The sequence below is a fragment of the Streptomyces sp. ALB3 genome (assembly GCF_044385685.1).
Classification (GTDB): Bacteria; Actinomycetota; Actinomycetes; order Streptomycetales; family Streptomycetaceae; genus Streptomyces.
The window spans coordinates 318,542-335,259 of record NZ_JBISCE010000027.1 but is presented as its reverse complement, the minus strand read 5'-3'; the positions used below and the strand labels follow the sequence as shown (position 1 = coordinate 335,259).

Genomic DNA, 16,718 nt, shown 5'->3' with positions numbered 1-16,718 from the left:
GCCCGTGGTCCCGGCCCCGGCAGGCCCGTCCGCAATTCCCACGAGGCGTGCGGCCCCCGCCTACCTGGCCCCTGCCGGCCCTCCACCCGAACCTCCTTCCTACGTGCGTCTTCCCCTGCCGCCACCCGCCCTTCCGCCCCACCTCCCCGCCCGCCTCTCCCCCCTGCGCCCCCTGCCGTCCGGCGCCTCGTCGACGACCCAGCCGGATCACGCCCCCGGCCGTCCCGCCGGCACGGGTCCGGCACCCGCACGCACCGTCTCACCGCGCCCCGCCGTGAAGCCCCTGCCACCCTCGGTGGCGCTGCGGCTGGTGATCCCGGACCTCGGGGTGGACGCGCCCATGGTGGAACTCGCGTTGAACGCGGCCGGAGCCCTGGAGCCGCCGCCCGACGACAACCCCGTGCTCGCCGGCTGGTACGCCGGCGGAACGGTACCCGGATCCGTGGGCACCGCCGTCGCGACCGGTCATGTGGACACCCTCGTCGGACCCGGTGTCTTCCACCGGCTGGGGTCGGTGCGCAAGGGTGCCACCGTCGAGATCGTGCGTGCCGACCGGCGCACCGCCGTGTTCACCGTCTACGCGGTGGAGGTCCACGACAAGAAGCACTTCCCGGACGAGAAGGTCTACGGCCCTTCCGCCGGGCCCGAACTCAGGGTGATCACCTGCGGGGGTGACTACGACAAGGAATCGGGCTACGAGGACAACGTCGTGGTGTTCGCGGCCATGACCGGGTCGCGCTGATCGCCTGACGCGTTCCACCGAGCCCACGCACACCGCGTCAGCCGGCCTCCCGCAGGTCCACGATCCGCCGGATCTTGCCGACCGACCGCTCCAGAGTCTCCGGATCGACGATCTCGACCCCGACGCTCACACCGATTCCGTCCTTCACGGCGGACGCGATCGACAGCGCGGCAGCCTCCCGCTCGGCAGTCGTCGCAGCGGCCCGCGCCTCCGCCCGCACCGTCAGGGCGTCCATCCGCCCCTGCCGGGTCAGCCGTAGCTGGAAGTGCGGCGCCACCCCCGGGGTCCGCAGCACGATCTCCTCGATCTGTGTGGGGAAGAGGTTCACACCGCGCAGGATGACCATGTCGTCACTGCGCCCGGTGACCTTCTCCATGCGCCGGAAGACGCGCGCCGTACCGGGTAGCAGCCGTGTCAGGTCCCGGGTGCGGTAACGGATCACCGGCATGGCCTCCTTGGTGAGGGAGGTGAGGACCAGCTCACCCTTCTCCCCGTCCGGGAGCACTTCTCCGGTGAACGGATCGACGACCTCGGGATAGAAGTGGTCCTCCCAGATGTGCAGACCGTCCTTGGTCTCGACGCACTCCTGAGCCACGCCCGGGCCCATCACCTCCGACAGTCCGTATATGTCGACGGCGTCGATGGCGAACCTCTCCTCGATCTCGCCGCGCATCTGCTCGGTCCACGGCTCGGCGCCGAAGATGCCGACCCGCAGCGACGTGGAACGGGGATCGACCCCTTGGCGTTCGAACTCGTCCAGGAGGGTCAGCATGTAGGAGGGCGTGATCATGATGATCTCGGGCCGGAAGTCCTGGATCAGCTGGACCTGGCGCGCAGTCATGCCCCCGGAGGCCGGGATGACGGTGCAGCCGAGGCGCTCCGCCCCGTAGTGAGCGCCGAGGCCTCCGGTGAACAGCCCGTATCCGTAAGCCACGTGCGCCTTGTGGCCGGGGCGTCCACCCGCCGCCCTGATCGACCGTGCCACCACGTCCGCCCAGGTGCCCAGGTCGCGCTCGGTGTACCCGACCACCGTGGGCCGGCCGGTCGTGCCGCTGGAAGCGTGGATCCGGCGCACCTGGTCCTGGGGGACGGCGAACATCCCGAACGGGTAGTTGTCGCGCAGATCGGCCTTGGCGGTGAACGGGAAGCGGGCGAGATCCGCGAGCGTACGGCAGTCCTCGGGGCGCAGCCCCGCTTCGTCGAAGGCCGCACGGTAGAAGCCGACGTTCTCGTAGGCGTGCCGCAGGGTGGCTCGCAGCCGCTCCAGCTGCAGGTCTCCGAGCTCGTCGCGGCCGAGCCGTTCGCCGGCGTCGTACAGCGCGGTCATACCGATCATCCCCTCGCCGACCGACGACCGACCATTCGGTCGTCTCCTCGGAGCAGTAATTCAGGAGGCGGGGGGTCCTGGCAAGGGGGGAGGTGCCGCCTGTGGACAACTGATCCGCTGTGGGCGGACGCCGCCGCAGCGCGCCGTCCGCCCTGTTTGAATGCAGCCATGCCGATCTTCAGCACGTACGACGGAACCCGGCTCGCCTACCACCTGGTGGGTGAGGGCGAGCCGCTGATCTGCCTGCCCGGCGGCCCCATGCGGGCAGCCCGCTACTTCGGCGACCTCGGCGGTCTGTCCCGAGTGCGGCAGCTGGTACTGCTCGATCTGCGGGGCACCGGCGAATCGGCCGTCCCCCAGGACACCTCGTCGTACCGGATCGACCGTCTCGTCGACGACGTCGAGGCGCTACGCGCACACCTCGGTCTCGAACAGGCCGACGTCCTCGGCCACTCCGCCTCCGGCGAGCTCGCGGCGCTCTACGCGGCCAGGTACCCGCGGAGACTCCGCTCCCTCACTCTCATCACACCCGGAACCGACACCCTCGGCCTGCCCGCCACCGACCAGGACCGGCGCGACGCCGCCGGACTGCGCGCCCATGAGCCCTGGTACGCCGAGGCCCGGGCCGCACTGGAAGAGATCCAGGCCGGACGCGCCACCCCCGAGGCCTGGGCGGGAATCCGGCCGTTCGCCTACGGGCGCTGGGACGCGGCGGCGCAGGCGCACGCAGCCGGGTCCCCAGCTCAGCGGAACGCCCTGGCAGGGTCGCTCTACTACCCGGAGAGCGGCCTCGACACCGGTGCGACGGTCGCCGCGCTGCGGGAGCTGCCGGTGCCCGTGCTGGTCCTCGCGGGAGAGTACGACGGAGGCCCCACCCCCGACCGGGCGGCGGAACTGGCCGCGCTGTTCCCCCACGCGGAATGCGTCGTCCAGCGGGGCGCCGGCCACTTCCCCTGGATGGACGACCCCGGGGCATTCGTCCGCACGGTCTCCGCCTTCCTCGACCCGGACGTCAGCAGCGTGCAAGCGGGCGGGATCCGGCTCGCCTACCGCACCTGGGGCGACCCCTCGGCGCCGCCCGTCGTCCTCGCCCACGGGCGGGGCGGGAGCAGCCTGGACTGGACGGACATCGCCGAACAGCTCGCAGCCCGTCATCGGGTGTACGCACTCGACTTCCGGGGACACGGCCTCAGCGACTGGCCGGGCCGCTACTCCTTCGCGCTGTTCCGTGACGACCTGCTTGCCTTCCTGGAGGCCCGCGACCTGTCCGGTGCCACGGTGATCGGGCACTCCATGGGCGGCGTGGCCGCCGTGCTGCTCGCCGAGCGCCATCCGGCACTCGTCGGGGCGCTGGTCGTCGAGGACGCTCCGGCCCCGCTCCCACTCGACCCGCCCCGCCCGCCGGCCGAGCGGCCGGCGGAAGAGCTGGACCACGACTGGCAGGTGGTGCCGGCCATCGACGCCCAGCTGAACGCCCCGGACCCGGCAGCACGGGAGTCCCTGGGCGAGATCACCGCCCCCGCCCTCGTCGTAGGAGGCTCCCGCAGTCACGTCGACCAGGAACAACTGGCTTGGATGGCGCGGCAGATGCCGGGAGGGCGGTTCGTCACCGTCGACGCGGGCCACCTGGTGCACGCCGACAACCCGAAGGCGTTCCTCGCCGCCCTCCGATCGTTCGGGGTCGGCTGACGGGCCCCGCGGGGCCCGCCGGCCCGTTCCGCTGTCAGCCTCGGTGGAGCAGAGTCAGCATGACCTCGTACAACGTCGCCTCCGGGTCCGCCGCCGGCCCCTCCGAACGCCAGGCGACGAAGCCGTCGGGGCGCACCAGAACGGCGCCCTCGGCGGACGTGCCGTGCACGGCGGCCCAGTCGGCCCCGCTCTCGGGCTCCAGATCCGCCCCGGGGACGGAACCGATACCGAAGGCCTGCAGCGGGACCGACAGGCGCTTCGCCACCTGCTGCGCCGCCGCGCGCCAGTCCGGATACCGGGCATCGCTCAGCAGCACGAACGACTTCTCGTACAGGTCAAGGGTCGACACCCGCGTCCCGGCGTGTCCGAGCCACATGTGCGGTGCCCGCGTGCCGGGTTCGCCCGTCAGCGCCATGGCCTCCGGCACCACCGGAAGCCCGGGGTCCACCTCCAGGACGGCGCCCCGCACGTAGCGGTAGCCCAGGGCGACGGTGAGCATGCCGCCCTTGCGGCCGCCGCCCGGACCGGGCGAGCCCGCGTACCCGGGGTGACTGTGCTCTCCCGAACGGGCCGACGCACGCGCACTCGTCGCCTTCGCCACCGGCAGCCGTTCCGCCTCATAGGTCTGCAGAAGCCCCGGCCCCGCCGTCTCGTCGAGCACGGCAGCCAGCTTCCACGCCAGGTTGTGCGCGTCCTGGATACCGGTGTTGGAGCCGAACGCGCCGGTGGGGGACATCTCGTGCGCCGAGTCACCGGCAAGGAAGACGCGGCCGGAGGCATACCGTTCGGCGACCCGCTCGGCGGCGTGCCACGGAGCCTTGCCCGTGATCTCGATGTCCAGGCCGGGCGCTCCGACCGCCCTGCGGATGTGCTCCGCACACCGTTCGTCCGTGAAGTCCTCCAGGGTCTCGCCCCGGTCGGGCTGCCACGGGGCGTGGAACACCCACTTCTCCTCGTTGTCCACGGGCAGTAGCGCCCCGTCCGCCTCCGGATCGGTCAGGTAGCAGACGATGAAGCGCCGGTCACCCACCACGGACGCCAGCCGGCGGGACCGGAACGTGATGCTCACGTTGTGGAAGAGGTCCCCCGGGCCCGTCCGGCCGATGCCCAGCTGCTCCCGGACCGGGCTGCGGGGCCCGTCGGCCGCGACGAGGTAGTCCGCCCGCACCGTCGTGCGCCCTCCGGTCTCCCGGTCCTTCAGCACGGCGGTCACCCCGTCGGCGTCCTGCTCGAAGGTGAGCAGCTCCGTGGAGAACCGGAGCTCGCTGCCCTGGGCCCGCGCGTGGGCGACCAGCACCGGCTCGAGGTCGTTCTGACTGCACAGACACCAGCCGCTCGGGCTGAACCTGGCGAGCCCACCGCCCGGGTCGATCTCCTTGAAGAGCCACTCCTGGTCGTCGCCGGTGAGCGACCCGGCCTGCAGGATCCCGTGGTTGTCCGCCAGCACGGACGCGGCGTCGCGGATCAGCTGCTCCGCGCCCGCGGCCCGGAAGATCTCCATCGTGCGGACGTTGTTCCCCCGTCCGCGCGGGTGGGTCGACGTATCGCTGTGCTTCTCCACGAGCAGGTGGCGGACGCCGAGCCGGCTCAGGAAGAGGGAGGCGGACAGGCCCACCAGGGAGCCGCCCACGATGAGGACCGGTACGCGGAGGTCGACGTTCTCGTTCATCAGTTGCTCCAGCTCGGACGCGTGACGGATGCAGTGTCCATGCCCTCGGGGGAGACCTTCGGCCGGACTTCGGACGGTGCCTCACCTGAACGGTTCATAAATCTCGCGCACCCCGTACCGGCGTTCCACGATCAGTCGCGGGAGCGTTGCTCGCGATGCGGGGGCGGATGTCACGCGCCGACGGGCAGGGACCTGCGCCGCTTCCACCGATACCGACGGATGACGAGAGGCCACGGGACGTGGCCGCCGCACCGTCTCGAAGGAGAGCGAAAGATGACAACCCTCTCGGAACGGATATCTCAGTCCGCCTTCGACGGTTCGAGGCTCCGGGTCATACTGCTGCTGGACCTGCACGACGGCGCCCAGAACCAGTTCCTCGAGGCGTACGAGCACATGCGCAACCAGGTGGCCTCGATCCCCGGACACATCAGCGACCAGCTGTGCCAGTCCATCGAGAACCCCTCGCAGTGGCTCATCACCAGCGAGTGGGAGAGCGCGCCGCCGTTCCTCGCCTGGGTGAACAGCGAGGAGCACGTTGCGACGGTGCAGCCGCTGCACAGCTGCGTACGCGACACGCGCTCCCTTCGCTTCAGCGTGCTGCGGGAGACGGGCGCCGCGTTCGCGAGCACTCCCGAGCCCGCGCGGGGACGCCTCCAGTCCGCCCCACGACTGGGTGACGGCGTCGTACGCCACGCACTCACCTTCACCGTGAAGCCGGGGACGGAGGAGATGGTCGCGAAGATCCTCTCCGACTACGACTCCCCTCAGGCGCGCGTCGACGAGAACACCCGGCTGCGCCGTACCTCGCTCTTCATGCACGGGAACCGCGTCGTGCGAGCGGTCGAGGTCGAGGGCGACCTCATGGCAGCTCTGCGCCACGTCTCCCGTCAGCCCGAGGTCAGGGCCGTCGAGGAGGCCATCAACCCGTATCTGGAGCAGGACCGCGACCTCAGCGATCCCGACTCCGCCAGGATGTTCTTCACCCGGGCAGCACTCCCGACCGTCCACCACGTGACGGCAGGCCGCCACGCCCCCGAGGACGTCCAGCGGCACGCGCTGTTCTACCAGGCCAAGGAAGGCTGTGGCATGGCACTGGCCCGGCTGCTGGCCGGCCAGGACGAGGAAGTGGCGAACGACGCGTCCAGCCCCGTCGAGAGCAGCACCATCTTCCAGCGCGACGACATCGTGGTGCGTCTCCTCGAGATGAGCGGCCCGCTCGACGCACAGCCCTCGCACGCGCTCGGTATCGGCGGCCACCGCAAGGCGGCGATGCTCGGCCGACTGCTCGACGGCGGCGCGAACGGCATGCCGACGACCGACCAGGAGGCCGCGCGCTTCCTCGCGCAGGCCGAGATGGACCTGATCACCGACCGTCGGGCCACCGATTCCTGACGCGTCTCCGGCAGCGGGGCGACCCGCTGCCGTCACACAGCACAACGTGCCTGGAGGAGAACAGCCATGACCACCCACCGGCCTCGCATCGTGGACCTCAGCGAGACTCAGCCCAACCGCAGGCGCGGCGGCGACCTGCGCGCCATGCTCACCCCCACGGCGGTGGGCGCCACCAGCGGCTTCATGGGGCTGGCCATCGTCGCCCCCGGTGACCGCATCGGCGAGCACTACCACCCGTACTCCGAGGAGTTCGTGTACGTCGTGGACGGACTGCTCGAAGTCGACCTGGACGGCGAACCCCACCCCATGCGGGCCGACCAGGGCCTGCTGATCCCGCCGCACGTCCGCCACCGCTTCCGCAACGTGGGTGACGTGGAAGCCCGCATGGTCTTCCACCTCGGCCCCCTCGCCCCGCGTCCCGAACTCGGACACGTGGACACCGAGGTCACGGAGACCGCGAACCCCAGCGACGGCTACGCGCCGCCAGAACGAACGGGGGCGGCCTCGTGACCCGGCGCCGTGTGGCCGTCACCGGGGTCGGCGTGGTGGCACCCGGTGGCATCGGAGCCCCGGCGTTCTGGGACCTGCTCGCCAACGGCCGTACCGCGACACGTGGCATCACGCTGTTCGACCCGGCGGAGTTCCGGTCGCGGATCGCCGCGGAGTGCGACTTCGACCCCGTCGACCACGGGCTGGACGCGGACCTCATCGCCCGCTCGGACCGCTACATCCAGTTCGCCCTCGTGGCGGCTAGGGAGGCACTGGGGGACGCCGGCCTCGACCTCGAGAAGGAGGACCCCTGGCGTATCGGCGTCTCCCTCGGGACGGCGGTCGGCGGCACCACCCGCCTGGAACACGACTACGTCGCCGTCAGCGGGAGCGGCGCGCGCTGGGACGTCGACCACCGGCCGGCGGGCGCCCACCTGGAGCGGGCGTTCGCGCCGAGCACCCTCGCCTCCGCGGTCGCGGAAGAGGTCGGCGCGCACGGGCCCGTGCAGACGGTCTCGACCGGCTGCACCTCCGGGCTCGACGCGATCGGGTACGCCTTCCACTCCGTCGAGGAGGGCCGGGTCGACGTCTGTGTCGCCGGAGCCTCCGACACGCCGATCACACCCATCACGGTGGCGTGCTTCGACGCGATCAAGGCGACCTCGGCGAACAACGACGACCCCGAGCACGCCTCCAGGCCGTTCGACGCCCGGAGGGACGGCTTCGTCATGGGCGAGGGCGGCGCCGTCCTCATACTCGAGGAACTGGAGCACGCCCGCGCCCGGGGCGCGACCGTCTACTGCGAGATATCGGGCTACGCCACCTTCGGCAACGCCTACCACATGACCGGGCTCACCACCGAAGGACTGGAGATGGCCGAGGCCATCAACACCGCCCTCGCGCACGCCCGGCTCGACGGCTCGCAGGTCGACTACGTCAACGCGCACGGCTCGGGCACCAAGCAGAACGACCGGCACGAGACCGCAGCGGTGAAGCGAGCCCTGGGCGCGCACGCGTACAAGGTGCCGATGAGCTCGATCAAGTCGATGGTCGGCCACTCCCTCGGCGCCATCGGAGCGATAGAGATCGCCGCCTGCGTCCTCGCGCTCAAGCACCAGACGGTGCCGCCGACGGCCAACTACGAGACCGCGGACCCGGAGTGCGATCTCGACTACGTACCCCGCACCGCACGGCCACTCAAGCTGCGCAGCGTGCTCTCGGTCGGCAGCGGCTTCGGTGGATTCCAGTCCGCTGTCGCCATGACCCGATCAGGCGGGAGGACCCCATGAACACGCCGGCACATCGCCGTTCCGTCCTCACGGGGATCGGTGTCGTCGCCCCCAACGGGACCGGCGCCGGCGCCTTCTGGAAGCAGACCCAGGAGGGCGTCAGCGTCCTCGACCTGGTGTCCCGCGAAGGCTGCGAGAACCTCCCGCTGCGGGTCGCGGGCGAGGTCAGGGACTTCGACCCGGTCGCGTTCATCGAAGAGCGCTACCTCGTCCAGACCGACCGCTTCACGCACTACGCGATGGCCGCGGCCGACCTGGCGTTGGACGACGCGCGGCTCGGACGCGCGGACTACGAGGACCGGCCGTTCAAGGTGGGCGTGGTCACCGCCGCAGGGTCCGGTGGTGGTGAGTTCGGCCAGCGGGAGCTGCAACGGCTGTGGGGCGAGGGCTCCCGTTTCGTCGGCCCCTACCAGTCCATCGCCTGGTTCTACGCCGCCAGCACCGGTCAGATCTCGATCCGGGGCGGCTTCAAGGGGCCGTGCGCCGTCGTGGCCAGTGACGAGGCCGGTGGCCTGGACGCGATCATGCACGCCGGGCGTTCCATCCGGCGGGGCACGGACGCGGTCGTCGTCGGTGCGGCCGAGGCGCCGCTCGCGCCGTACTCGGTCGTCTGCCAGCTCGGCTACGACGACCTCAGCCTCTGCGACGAACCCACCCGCGCCTACCGGCCGTTCACTGCGGACGCCTGCGGATTCGTGCCGGCCGAGGGCGGAGCCATGCTGGTGGTCGAGGAGGAGACGGCGGCCCGTGACCGCGGGGCGAGGATCCGGGCCGAACTGGCCGGCCACGCCGCCACCTTCACCGGCGCGGCCCGTTGGGAGGAGTCGCGTGCGGGCCTGGCCAGGGCGATCGAAGGCGCGCTGCGTGAAGCCGGCTGCGCGCCGGAGGAGATCGACGTGGTCTTCGCGGACGCACTCGGCGTGCCCTCGGCGGACCGGGCCGAGGCCCTGGCCATCGCCGACGCCCTCGGACCCCACGGACGGCGCGTGCCGGTGACGGCGCCCAAGACCGGAACCGGCCGTGCCTACTGCGGCGCACCCGTGCTCGACACCGCCGCCGCCGTGCTCGCCATGGAACACGGTCTGATCCCGCCGACGCCCAACGTCTTCGAGGTGTGCCACGACCTGGACGTGGTCACCGGACGCGCGCGTCCGGCCGAGCTCCGGACGGCACTCGTGCTGAGCCGGGGACTCATGGGTTCCAACGCGGCCCTGGTGCTGCGGTATCCCACCGACACCCAAGCGTGAGAAGGAGCAGCGTCATGAACACTCCACTGACCTACGAAGAACTGGCCGCGCTCATGAAGAGCGGCGCCGGCCTCACGGTCGACCCGTCGGAGATGGCCGGCCGTCCCGGCTCGGCCTTCGACGAGTACGGCCTGGACTCGCTCGGCCTGCTCGGCATCGTGGCGGCGCTCGAGAACCGGTACGGCCGGCCGCTGCCGGTCGACGCCGACCGGTGCAAGACGCCCGGCGAGTTCCTCGACCTCGTCAACAACACCCCAGTGACAGGAGTCTGACGTGTCCGGACACACCGAGAACGAGATCACCATCGCCGCTCCCCTGGATCTCGTGTGGGACATGACGAACGATCTGGACAACTGGCCGCAGCTGTTCAGCGAGTACGCGGCCGTGGAGGTGATGAAGCGCGAGGGTCAGAAGACGACCTTCCGCCTCACCATGCACCCCGACGACAACGGCAAGGTCTGGAGCTGGGTCTCCGAGCGGACCACGGACCGTCAGGGACTCAACGTGCGTGCGCGGCGGGTCGAGCCGGGGCCGTTCCAGCACATGGACATCCGGTGGGACTACTCGGAGGTCCCGGGCGGCACGCTCATGCGCTGGCGCCAGGACTTCGCGATGCGCCCCGACGCACCGGTCGACGACGCCTGGATGACCGACAACATCAACCGCAACTCGCGCGTCCAGCTGGAGCTCATCCGCGACAAGATCGAACAGCGCGACCGTGAACGCCGCTCCGCCTCGGTCCCCGCCAACTGATGCCCCGAAAGGCAGCCAGATGCATCACGCACTGATCGTCGCCCGGATGGCGCCGGGATCCGCGCCGGACATCGCGAAGCTGTTCGCGGCCTCCGACAACACCGAGCTGCCCCACCTCGTCGGCGTGAACAGGCGCACGCTGTTCCAGTTCGGCGATGTCTATCTCCATCTGATCGAGTCGGACCGGCCTCCGGGCCCGGAGATCGCCAAGGTGACGGAGCACCCGGAGTTCCAGGCCATCAGCGACCAGCTCACGGCCTACGTGAGCCCCTACGACCCGCAGACCTGGCGCGGTCCGAAGGACGCGATGGCGCAGCCGTTCTACCGGTGGCAGCGCGAGGGCTCCGCCTGACGGACGAAGAGACCGCCCCGGGCCCGGCACCTGAGTGCCGGGCCCGGGGCGGTCCGCGTCACCGGGGTGCGGACTACGGCACCACGCACTCGAACGCGTGCAGGTACGCGTTGACGGGGTGGATCTCGCCCACCTGGAGACCCGCGTCGGACATCCGCCCGACCAAGCTCTCCCGTGTGTGCTTGGCGCCCCCGACGTTGAGCAGGAGCAGCAGGTCCATCGCTGTGGTGAACCTCATCGAGGGGGTGTCGTCGACGAGATTCTCGATGATCACCACACGGGCACCGGGCCTGGCCGCGGCGACCACGTTGCGCAGGGTCCTCCGGGTGCTCTCGTCGTCCCACTCGAGGATGTTCTTGATGATGTACAGATCCACCTCGAACGGGATGTCCTCGCGGCAGTCGCCGGGCACGATCCGGACCCGGTCGGCCAGCCGGCCGCCGTCCCGCAGCCGCGCGTCCGCACGTGCCACGACACCCGGCAGGTCCAGGAGGGTCCCACGGACCGTGGGGTGCTTCTCCAGCAGGCTCGCGAGGACGTGCCCCTGTCCACCGCCGATATCAGCGACCGAGGACACCCCGGTGAGGTCCAGGAGGTCGGCGACATCCTGTGCGGACTGCGTGCTGGACGTGGTCATCGCCCGGTTGAACACCTGGGCGGACTCGCCCGCATCCTCGTGAAGGTACTCGAAGAAGCCCTTGCCGAACGTCTCCGGGAAGACGCTCGCGCCCGAGCGGACCGCGTCGTCGAGTCGCGGCCAGACCTCCCAGGTCCAGGGCTCCGTGCACCACAGGGAGATGTACTTCAGGCTGTTCGGGTCGTCCTCACGCAGCAGCCGGGACATCTCCGTGTGCACGAACTTCCCGTCCGCCGTCTCGCTGAAGATCCCGTAGCAGCACAGGGCGCGCAGCAGCCGCCGCAGGGGCACGGGCTCGGCGTCCACGACCAGGGCCAGCTCATCGGCCGATGCCGGCGCCTGCCCCAGGGCGTCGGCGATGCCCAGCCTGGCCGCCGCGCGTACGGCCGCGGCGCAGGCCGCTCCGAAGGCCAGCTCCCGCAGCCGCATGGACGGCGGCGGAGCCTGCGCGGCGGAGATCTGCGTGGTGACGGGGGTCGCGACGGGAGTGGTGTCGGGGGTGGGACTCACGGTGGTCATACCGTCTCGTTTCTCCTTGTGCGGCGGTGAGCCGTCATCCGGCACACATCCCGGCCGGGACGGACGTCCCGCAGGTGTTGCTGACGAAGGTGTTGCCGGTGCCCGAGGTGTCGCGGTTGGCGATGTCCGCCGGCTTGTTGTCCTCCACGAGGTTGCGGCTGACGGTGTTGTCGGTGTTGAGCGCGCCCACGAAGCTCTTGAACAGCAGGATGCCGCCGGAGAGCGGGGTCGAGCCGACGTTGCCCCGGATGACGTTGGAACGGACGACCGTGGCCTCGCTGCCGGTGAGCACGATGCCCGATCCCTGGATCGCGGACAGACGGGGGGTCGCCGGGCAGTACTTGTTGTTCTCGAGGATCCGGTTGCCGCTGATCGTCATCGCCCCGGCCGCGGGCTTGGACTCGTCACCGACGACGAACACCCCGCTGCAGTTGCCGGTCAGGGTGTTGCCGTCGATCACGAGGTTCCGCACGCGACGAGCGGTGACACCGATGCGGTTTCCGCTCACCGTGTTGTCCACGACCAGCGTCCCGCCGGTGTCCGTCGCTCCGCCCTCCTCGCTGACGGAGTTGGCGACGAAGATGCCGGCGTCACCGTTACCGGTGGCGGTGTTGCGCCGGAAGTCGCCGCGAGTGGACCGCTCCTGGGCGATGCCCCACGTGCCGTTCCTGTCAGCAGCCACCCTGCGTACGGAGAGGCCGTCGGTCCAGGAGGCCCAGATGCCGCTCTTCCCGAAGCCGGAGACGGTCAGCGAGCGGATGCGGACGTCGTCGACCGTGTGACCTTTGGTCCCGATGACGCAGATGCCGTTCCCGCCCGAAGCGCACGCGTTGGCGGCCTTGGCGGCCTTGGTGACCGGCGGCGCGATCACCGTCCGCTCACCGGTCCCGCGCAAGGTCAGGCCGGGCTTGGTGATCAGGACGCTCTCCCGGTAGGTGCCTGCCAGGACGACGACGGTGTCACCGGCCCGGGCGGTGTCCACCGCACTCTGGATCGATTCGCCCGGACGCACCACAAGATCATGGTGACCGGAGGCGGCGGAGGGAACGGCCGCGAGGCCCAGGGCCGTGGCCGTGGCTACGGTGATGCCCGCCAGGCATTTCATGTGTCTTTTCCTCATACGCCGACGCTATGGGCGATCCACGACCGGTGCCACGCAACGTGAGCGTATGGAGACATGGCGTGCCTGAATGGCTTACTCGCCCCGTCGCGCCGCCGTGTCCGCCCGCCCGGAGGCCGGCCGTGCCGATGTCCGCAGCCCGTCGTCCGCAGCGCCGCCGCCCGCCTCGCCGGGCAGCCGTGACGCGGGGGGTTGCCTCCGTGCGCCGGTAGCGTGGCCGCATGACGGGCGAGCGCGACCTTCGAACACTGCTCCACGGCATGCGACCGGAGCTACGGCCCGGCCGGTACGTCTACACGACCCTGGCCGGACGTGAGACGCCCACCGGAGTCACCCCGGTGGTGACCGTCTCGGAACCGGAAGGGCTGACGCTCGTCGTGCCCGAGCCGCAGGCCGTGGCTTCAGGGCTCACGTACCACTTCGTGGCCGGGTGGATCACCCTCCGTGTCCACTCCGCGCTGGAGGCCGTCGGGCTCACCGCGGCGGTGTCCCTGGCCCTCACGGACGCCGGAATCAGCTGCAACGTGGTCGCCGGATTCCATCACGACCACCTGTTCGTGCCCTACGCGCGTGCCGTCGAGGCGGTGCGGGTGCTCGAGGCGCTCGCCGCGGAGTCCGGGTAGCAGTGCCCGGCTCCGCAACGTGAGCCGGGACACGTACCATGGCCCCATGTCCTTCCTCCGCCGCCGTAGCGCCGCCACACCCGCGGGCCCGGACTTCGACGTCCTGGCCATGGACCCGGGGGACTGGCCCGGCAACCTCGGCGCCGGTCTGCTCCCCGCTCCCGACGGGAGCTGTCAGGGTGTCTTCCTGCGCTACGACCTGTTCGGCGGACGCGGGCCCGCAATGATCATCGGCAACCTGCCGGAGGGCTCACCGGCCCGCGAGACCGAGGAGGGCCAGGTCCCCTTCGAGGTCGCCCAGCTGCTCCTCGCCCTCGAGAACGACGAGCCGGTCGAAGTGACCGGCACCGAGGACGTCCCCGTCATGCAGGGGGACAGCCTGCTGATCGTGCGCCGTATCAAACTGTCCGAGAGCCGGATCTCCTGTGTCCAGTTCGACCGGAGCGACGGCGTGCTCGTCACCATCGCCAGCTGGGACCGGCCGATCACCGATGATCTGTACGCACTGCTGAAGCCACTTCCCGCGGAGCTGTTCCAGCAGGGCTGAATCGTCCCTGCGACGTCAGCAGCCGTGTCACCCGCGCCGCCGACGTACCGAACCCCGTGGGCCCGCTGATGTGCCACGGGGTCCCGGTACCCCGGCGCAGGTCCTCCTCGCGATAGCGCCGGCAGTCCCGGTGCCAGATCAGGATGCCCGCCAGCCAGTGCTGGAGCTCCACCACATAGCCGGCCAGGACCTCCCTCGCCTCGGCGTCCAGGCCGAAGTCGTCGTACAGGACCGGCAGTTCCTGTTCGGCGACATGCCGGAACTGGCGCATGCGCGAGTTCATCAGATCGTGCACGATCGCGACACCCGTCGGATAGTCCACCCCGAAGAAGTTCTGTACGACCAGGACACCGTTGTGCACCTCACCCTCGTACTCGATCTCCTTCTGGTACGAGAACAGGTCGTTGAGCAGGCACGCGTAATCCGCTGCCGCGTTCTCCAGGGACCGCATCGGGCCGCTCCGGTAGACGGCCTCCGGGACCTTCCTGCCGTGGCCCAGCCGGCACAGGCTCATCGTGAGATCCGAACCGAACGTCGCGCGGCGCATCTCCATGTAGTCCACCGGGTCGGGAATCCGGTTCTGCGCCTGATTCGCCAGCTCCCACAGCCAGCTCGCCGTCATCGACTCCACGGCCTCCCGGAAGGTGCGGCGTGCGCCCGCGTCCATGGGCCCGGCCGTCCGCCGCCACAGGTCGGCGAGTCCCCGCTCCAGCGCGTTGACCGGCTCGGGGACCGACGCCCCGTCCAGCGGCATGAACAGCGAAAGCCGCTCGTTGGCCGTCTGCGCCCCCGCCAGATCACGCGTGCGGCCGTGCACCACCGGGAACCAGTCGTCGCCGTACGTGCCCCAGGTCAGCCACCCCGACGAGAGGTCGAGCTCGTCCGGGGTGGCGTCCGGGTGCAACCCCGCGGCGCAGAGCGGCAGATCGGTCGCCACGAGCCGCTCCTCGTCCCAGATGTGCGACCCCGGCACACCCGGCTGCGCGTCCAGTAGTCCCATCCGGCGCGACCAGTCCACGATCCGCACCCGCGCGCCGTCCAGATGCGGGCTCAGTGTCGTGCTGAAAGGCATGTCGAACGCGGGCAGCAGGGACGGGCCGACGTGCTGGTACGGCACATGGGCGTGGCTGCGCCGCCGGAGCGCTTCGGAACGCGGAGTGAAGCGGAGTGATGCGGCGGCCATGCCGAAACCGGGCACGCTCTCCCCGGCGCCACCGCCGTTCATGTACCGGCTGGAGCGCATGTGCCACTCATGGCCGCCGGACTGCCAGTCCTGGAGCCCCTTCACGTACGCCAGGACGGCGACCGTCTCGTCGGCGGACAGCCCCTTCTCGGCGCACAGGGGGCCGAGCTCGGTGAGCGCGGTGTTCTCGAACTGCTGCAGGCGCGACGTGAGGAGGTCGTTGACGGATTCGGCCGCCTCCTGGGTGGAACAGCCCAGGAACCTCTCCAGGACCAGGACACCGTTGCTGTTCTCGCCCTCGTCCTCGACCTCGCGCTGGTACGAGAAGAGATCGTTGCGCAGGTGCACGGCGTCCGAGAACGCGTCCCTCAGCACCCGCAGCGGACGTGAGGCGGCCACCGCGTCCGGAACCTCCGCGTTCGCCGCGTACTCGACCAGGCCCGCCGACCACGGTGCTCCGCCCACCTTGCGACGCATCTCGATGTACTCGACGGGGTTGGCGACGCGTCCCTCGTTGATGTTCGCGAGTTCCCACAGGGATTCGTTGAGCAGATTCTCCGTCGACTCGGCGAACCGGGCGCGCCAGGCGTCGGACATTCCCGGCACGGTCCTGGACCAGAGGTCCGCCAGCCCCGCTTCGACCGGATTAGTCGGTTCCGGCAGCGGGGCGCCCCGCTCCATGGGCATGAAGGCGGGCAGCCGGTCCAGATACCGCTTCCCGCCCTCGCGGTCCGGGGTCCGCTTGAACAGTTCGAGGAAGTGGTCGTCGAAGAAGAAGACCCACACGTACCAGTCGGTGACCAGGGACAGGGCCTCGGCCGAGCAGTCGGGGTGGGTGTAGGCGCAGAGCAGCGCGTAGTCGTGGGATTCCAGGTCCTTCTCCTCCCAGATGCCGGAGCCCTCCAGCATTCCCATGCCGCGCGCCCACTTCCGGGTGTGGCTCCGTGCCGCCTCGAGATGAGGGTTGAGACGCGCCGGGTACGGCACGTAGAAGTCCGGCAGTGAGAAGGGCTGTGCCATGTGCGTCCGGCCTTTCCGAGAATTCCACGCGATCCGTGTTGCGGACCGGTCCTGTCGGCGCCAGCACTACCCCTCGGCCATCCGGGGCACGCGCGGCGCGGAATAGTCACACAAGTTCAG

At 70.5% G+C, this 16,718-nt stretch carries 16 protein-coding genes; 11 read left to right on the top strand and 5 right to left on the bottom strand.

Annotated features, from left to right (window positions below):
* The first annotated feature begins 103 nt into the window (after positions 1-103).
* Positions 104-742, top strand: coding sequence for a class F sortase (locus ACHFIV_RS16665; RefSeq protein WP_398968987.1), 639 nt, complete (start codon positions 104-106; stop codon positions 740-742).
* Between the two features lie 37 nt (positions 743-779).
* Here ACHFIV_RS16665 and paaK read toward each other — a convergent pair whose 3' ends face one another.
* A complete protein-coding gene (paaK, locus tag ACHFIV_RS16660) occupies positions 780-2,069 on the bottom strand; it encodes a phenylacetate--CoA ligase PaaK (RefSeq protein WP_398968984.1) in 1,290 nt (429 codons plus the stop codon).
* Positions 2,070-2,237: 168 nt separating this feature from the next.
* Between paaK and ACHFIV_RS16655 the strand changes: the two genes are divergently transcribed.
* Positions 2,238-3,758 (top strand): alpha/beta fold hydrolase, encoded by a 1,521-nt coding sequence (locus ACHFIV_RS16655; RefSeq protein ID WP_398968982.1) that lies wholly within the window; start codon positions 2,238-2,240, stop codon positions 3,756-3,758.
* Positions 3,759-3,792: 34 nt separating this feature from the next.
* Here ACHFIV_RS16655 and ACHFIV_RS16650 read toward each other — a convergent pair whose 3' ends face one another.
* Positions 3,793-5,427, bottom strand: a complete 1,635-nt coding sequence (locus ACHFIV_RS16650) for an FAD-dependent oxidoreductase (RefSeq protein WP_398968979.1) — start codon at positions 5,425-5,427, stop codon at positions 3,793-3,795.
* A gap of 273 nt (positions 5,428-5,700) precedes the next feature.
* Here ACHFIV_RS16650 and ACHFIV_RS16645 point away from each other — a divergent pair, with 273 nt between their 5' ends.
* From ACHFIV_RS16645 to ACHFIV_RS16615, 7 genes are all read left to right on the top strand, one after another.
* On the top strand, positions 5,701-6,819 hold the full coding sequence (locus ACHFIV_RS16645) for a SchA/CurD-like domain-containing protein (protein ID WP_398968977.1): 1,119 nt from the start codon (positions 5,701-5,703) through the stop codon (positions 6,817-6,819).
* Between the two features lie 66 nt (positions 6,820-6,885).
* Positions 6,886-7,329: a cupin domain-containing protein gene (locus ACHFIV_RS16640; RefSeq protein WP_398968974.1), complete on the top strand. Its 444-nt coding sequence runs from the start codon at positions 6,886-6,888 to the stop codon at positions 7,327-7,329.
* On the top strand, positions 7,326-8,597 hold the full coding sequence (locus ACHFIV_RS16635; RefSeq protein WP_398968971.1) for a beta-ketoacyl-[acyl-carrier-protein] synthase family protein: 1,272 nt from the start codon (positions 7,326-7,328) through the stop codon (positions 8,595-8,597). The genes ACHFIV_RS16640 and ACHFIV_RS16635 overlap by 4 nt, the downstream gene beginning before the upstream one ends.
* A complete protein-coding gene (locus ACHFIV_RS16630; protein WP_398968968.1) occupies positions 8,594-9,844 on the top strand; it encodes a ketosynthase chain-length factor in 1,251 nt (416 codons plus the stop codon). Before ACHFIV_RS16635 ends, ACHFIV_RS16630 begins: the two co-directional genes overlap by 4 nt.
* A gap of 14 nt (positions 9,845-9,858) precedes the next feature.
* Positions 9,859-10,116, top strand: a complete 258-nt coding sequence (locus ACHFIV_RS16625; protein WP_398968966.1) for an acyl carrier protein — start codon at positions 9,859-9,861, stop codon at positions 10,114-10,116.
* A gap of 1 nt (position 10,117) precedes the next feature.
* Positions 10,118-10,597 carry an SRPBCC family protein gene (locus tag ACHFIV_RS16620; protein ID WP_398968963.1) on the top strand — a complete coding sequence of 160 codons (480 nt, stop codon included), beginning with the start codon at positions 10,118-10,120 and terminating at the stop codon, positions 10,595-10,597.
* A gap of 19 nt (positions 10,598-10,616) precedes the next feature.
* Positions 10,617-10,949, top strand: a complete 333-nt coding sequence (locus tag ACHFIV_RS16615) for a TcmI family type II polyketide cyclase (protein WP_398968960.1) — start codon at positions 10,617-10,619, stop codon at positions 10,947-10,949.
* 73 nt (positions 10,950-11,022) lie between these two features.
* Here ACHFIV_RS16615 and ACHFIV_RS16610 read toward each other — a convergent pair whose 3' ends face one another.
* Entirely contained in the window at positions 11,023-12,105 is a 1,083-nt protein-coding gene (locus ACHFIV_RS16610) for a methyltransferase (protein WP_398968958.1), read from the bottom strand.
* Between the two features lie 34 nt (positions 12,106-12,139).
* Entirely contained in the window at positions 12,140-13,225 is a 1,086-nt protein-coding gene (locus tag ACHFIV_RS16605) for a nitrous oxide reductase family maturation protein NosD (RefSeq protein WP_398968956.1), read from the bottom strand.
* Between the two features lie 221 nt (positions 13,226-13,446).
* Between ACHFIV_RS16605 and ACHFIV_RS16600 the strand changes: the two genes are divergently transcribed.
* Together ACHFIV_RS16600 and ACHFIV_RS16595 are read left to right on the top strand one after the other, a co-directional pair.
* Complete coding sequence (locus ACHFIV_RS16600) at positions 13,447-13,848, top strand: ACT domain-containing protein (RefSeq protein ID WP_398968953.1); 402 nt, start codon at positions 13,447-13,449, stop codon at positions 13,846-13,848.
* 46 nt (positions 13,849-13,894) lie between these two features.
* Complete coding sequence (locus tag ACHFIV_RS16595) at positions 13,895-14,395, top strand: hypothetical protein (RefSeq protein ID WP_031095964.1); 501 nt, start codon at positions 13,895-13,897, stop codon at positions 14,393-14,395.
* Here ACHFIV_RS16595 and ACHFIV_RS16590 read toward each other — a convergent pair.
* Entirely contained in the window at positions 14,334-16,598 is a 2,265-nt protein-coding gene (locus ACHFIV_RS16590; protein WP_398968951.1) for a terpene synthase family protein, read from the bottom strand. The two genes, ACHFIV_RS16595 and ACHFIV_RS16590, sit on opposite strands and share 62 nt — an antisense overlap.
* Between the last annotated feature and the right edge of the window lie 120 nt (positions 16,599-16,718).

What these genes read in the sequence shown, in the direction of transcription:
- paaK (WP_398968984.1), bottom strand. Translation starts at nt 2,069, where the DNA reads ATGACCGCGCTGTACGACGCCGGCGAACGGCTCGGCCGCGACGAGCTC.
- ACHFIV_RS16655 (WP_398968982.1), top strand. Translation starts at nt 2,238, where the DNA reads ATGCCGATCTTCAGCACGTACGACGGAACCCGGCTCGCCTACCACCTG.
- ACHFIV_RS16650 (WP_398968979.1), bottom strand. Translation starts at nt 5,427, where the DNA reads ATGAACGAGAACGTCGACCTCCGCGTACCGGTCCTCATCGTGGGCGGC.
- ACHFIV_RS16645 (WP_398968977.1), top strand. Translation starts at nt 5,701, where the DNA reads ATGACAACCCTCTCGGAACGGATATCTCAGTCCGCCTTCGACGGTTCG.
- ACHFIV_RS16640 (WP_398968974.1), top strand. Translation starts at nt 6,886, where the DNA reads ATGACCACCCACCGGCCTCGCATCGTGGACCTCAGCGAGACTCAGCCC.
- ACHFIV_RS16630 (WP_398968968.1), top strand. Translation starts at nt 8,594, where the DNA reads ATGAACACGCCGGCACATCGCCGTTCCGTCCTCACGGGGATCGGTGTC.
- ACHFIV_RS16625 (WP_398968966.1), top strand. Translation starts at nt 9,859, where the DNA reads ATGAACACTCCACTGACCTACGAAGAACTGGCCGCGCTCATGAAGAGC.
- ACHFIV_RS16615 (WP_398968960.1), top strand. Translation starts at nt 10,617, where the DNA reads ATGCATCACGCACTGATCGTCGCCCGGATGGCGCCGGGATCCGCGCCG.
- ACHFIV_RS16610 (WP_398968958.1), bottom strand. Translation starts at nt 12,105, where the DNA reads ATGACCACCGTGAGTCCCACCCCCGACACCACTCCCGTCGCGACCCCC.
- ACHFIV_RS16605 (WP_398968956.1), bottom strand. Translation starts at nt 13,225, where the DNA reads ATGAGGAAAAGACACATGAAATGCCTGGCGGGCATCACCGTAGCCACG.
- ACHFIV_RS16600 (WP_398968953.1), top strand. Translation starts at nt 13,447, where the DNA reads ATGACGGGCGAGCGCGACCTTCGAACACTGCTCCACGGCATGCGACCG.
- ACHFIV_RS16595 (WP_031095964.1), top strand. Translation starts at nt 13,895, where the DNA reads ATGTCCTTCCTCCGCCGCCGTAGCGCCGCCACACCCGCGGGCCCGGAC.
- ACHFIV_RS16590 (WP_398968951.1), bottom strand. Translation starts at nt 16,598, where the DNA reads ATGGCACAGCCCTTCTCACTGCCGGACTTCTACGTGCCGTACCCGGCG.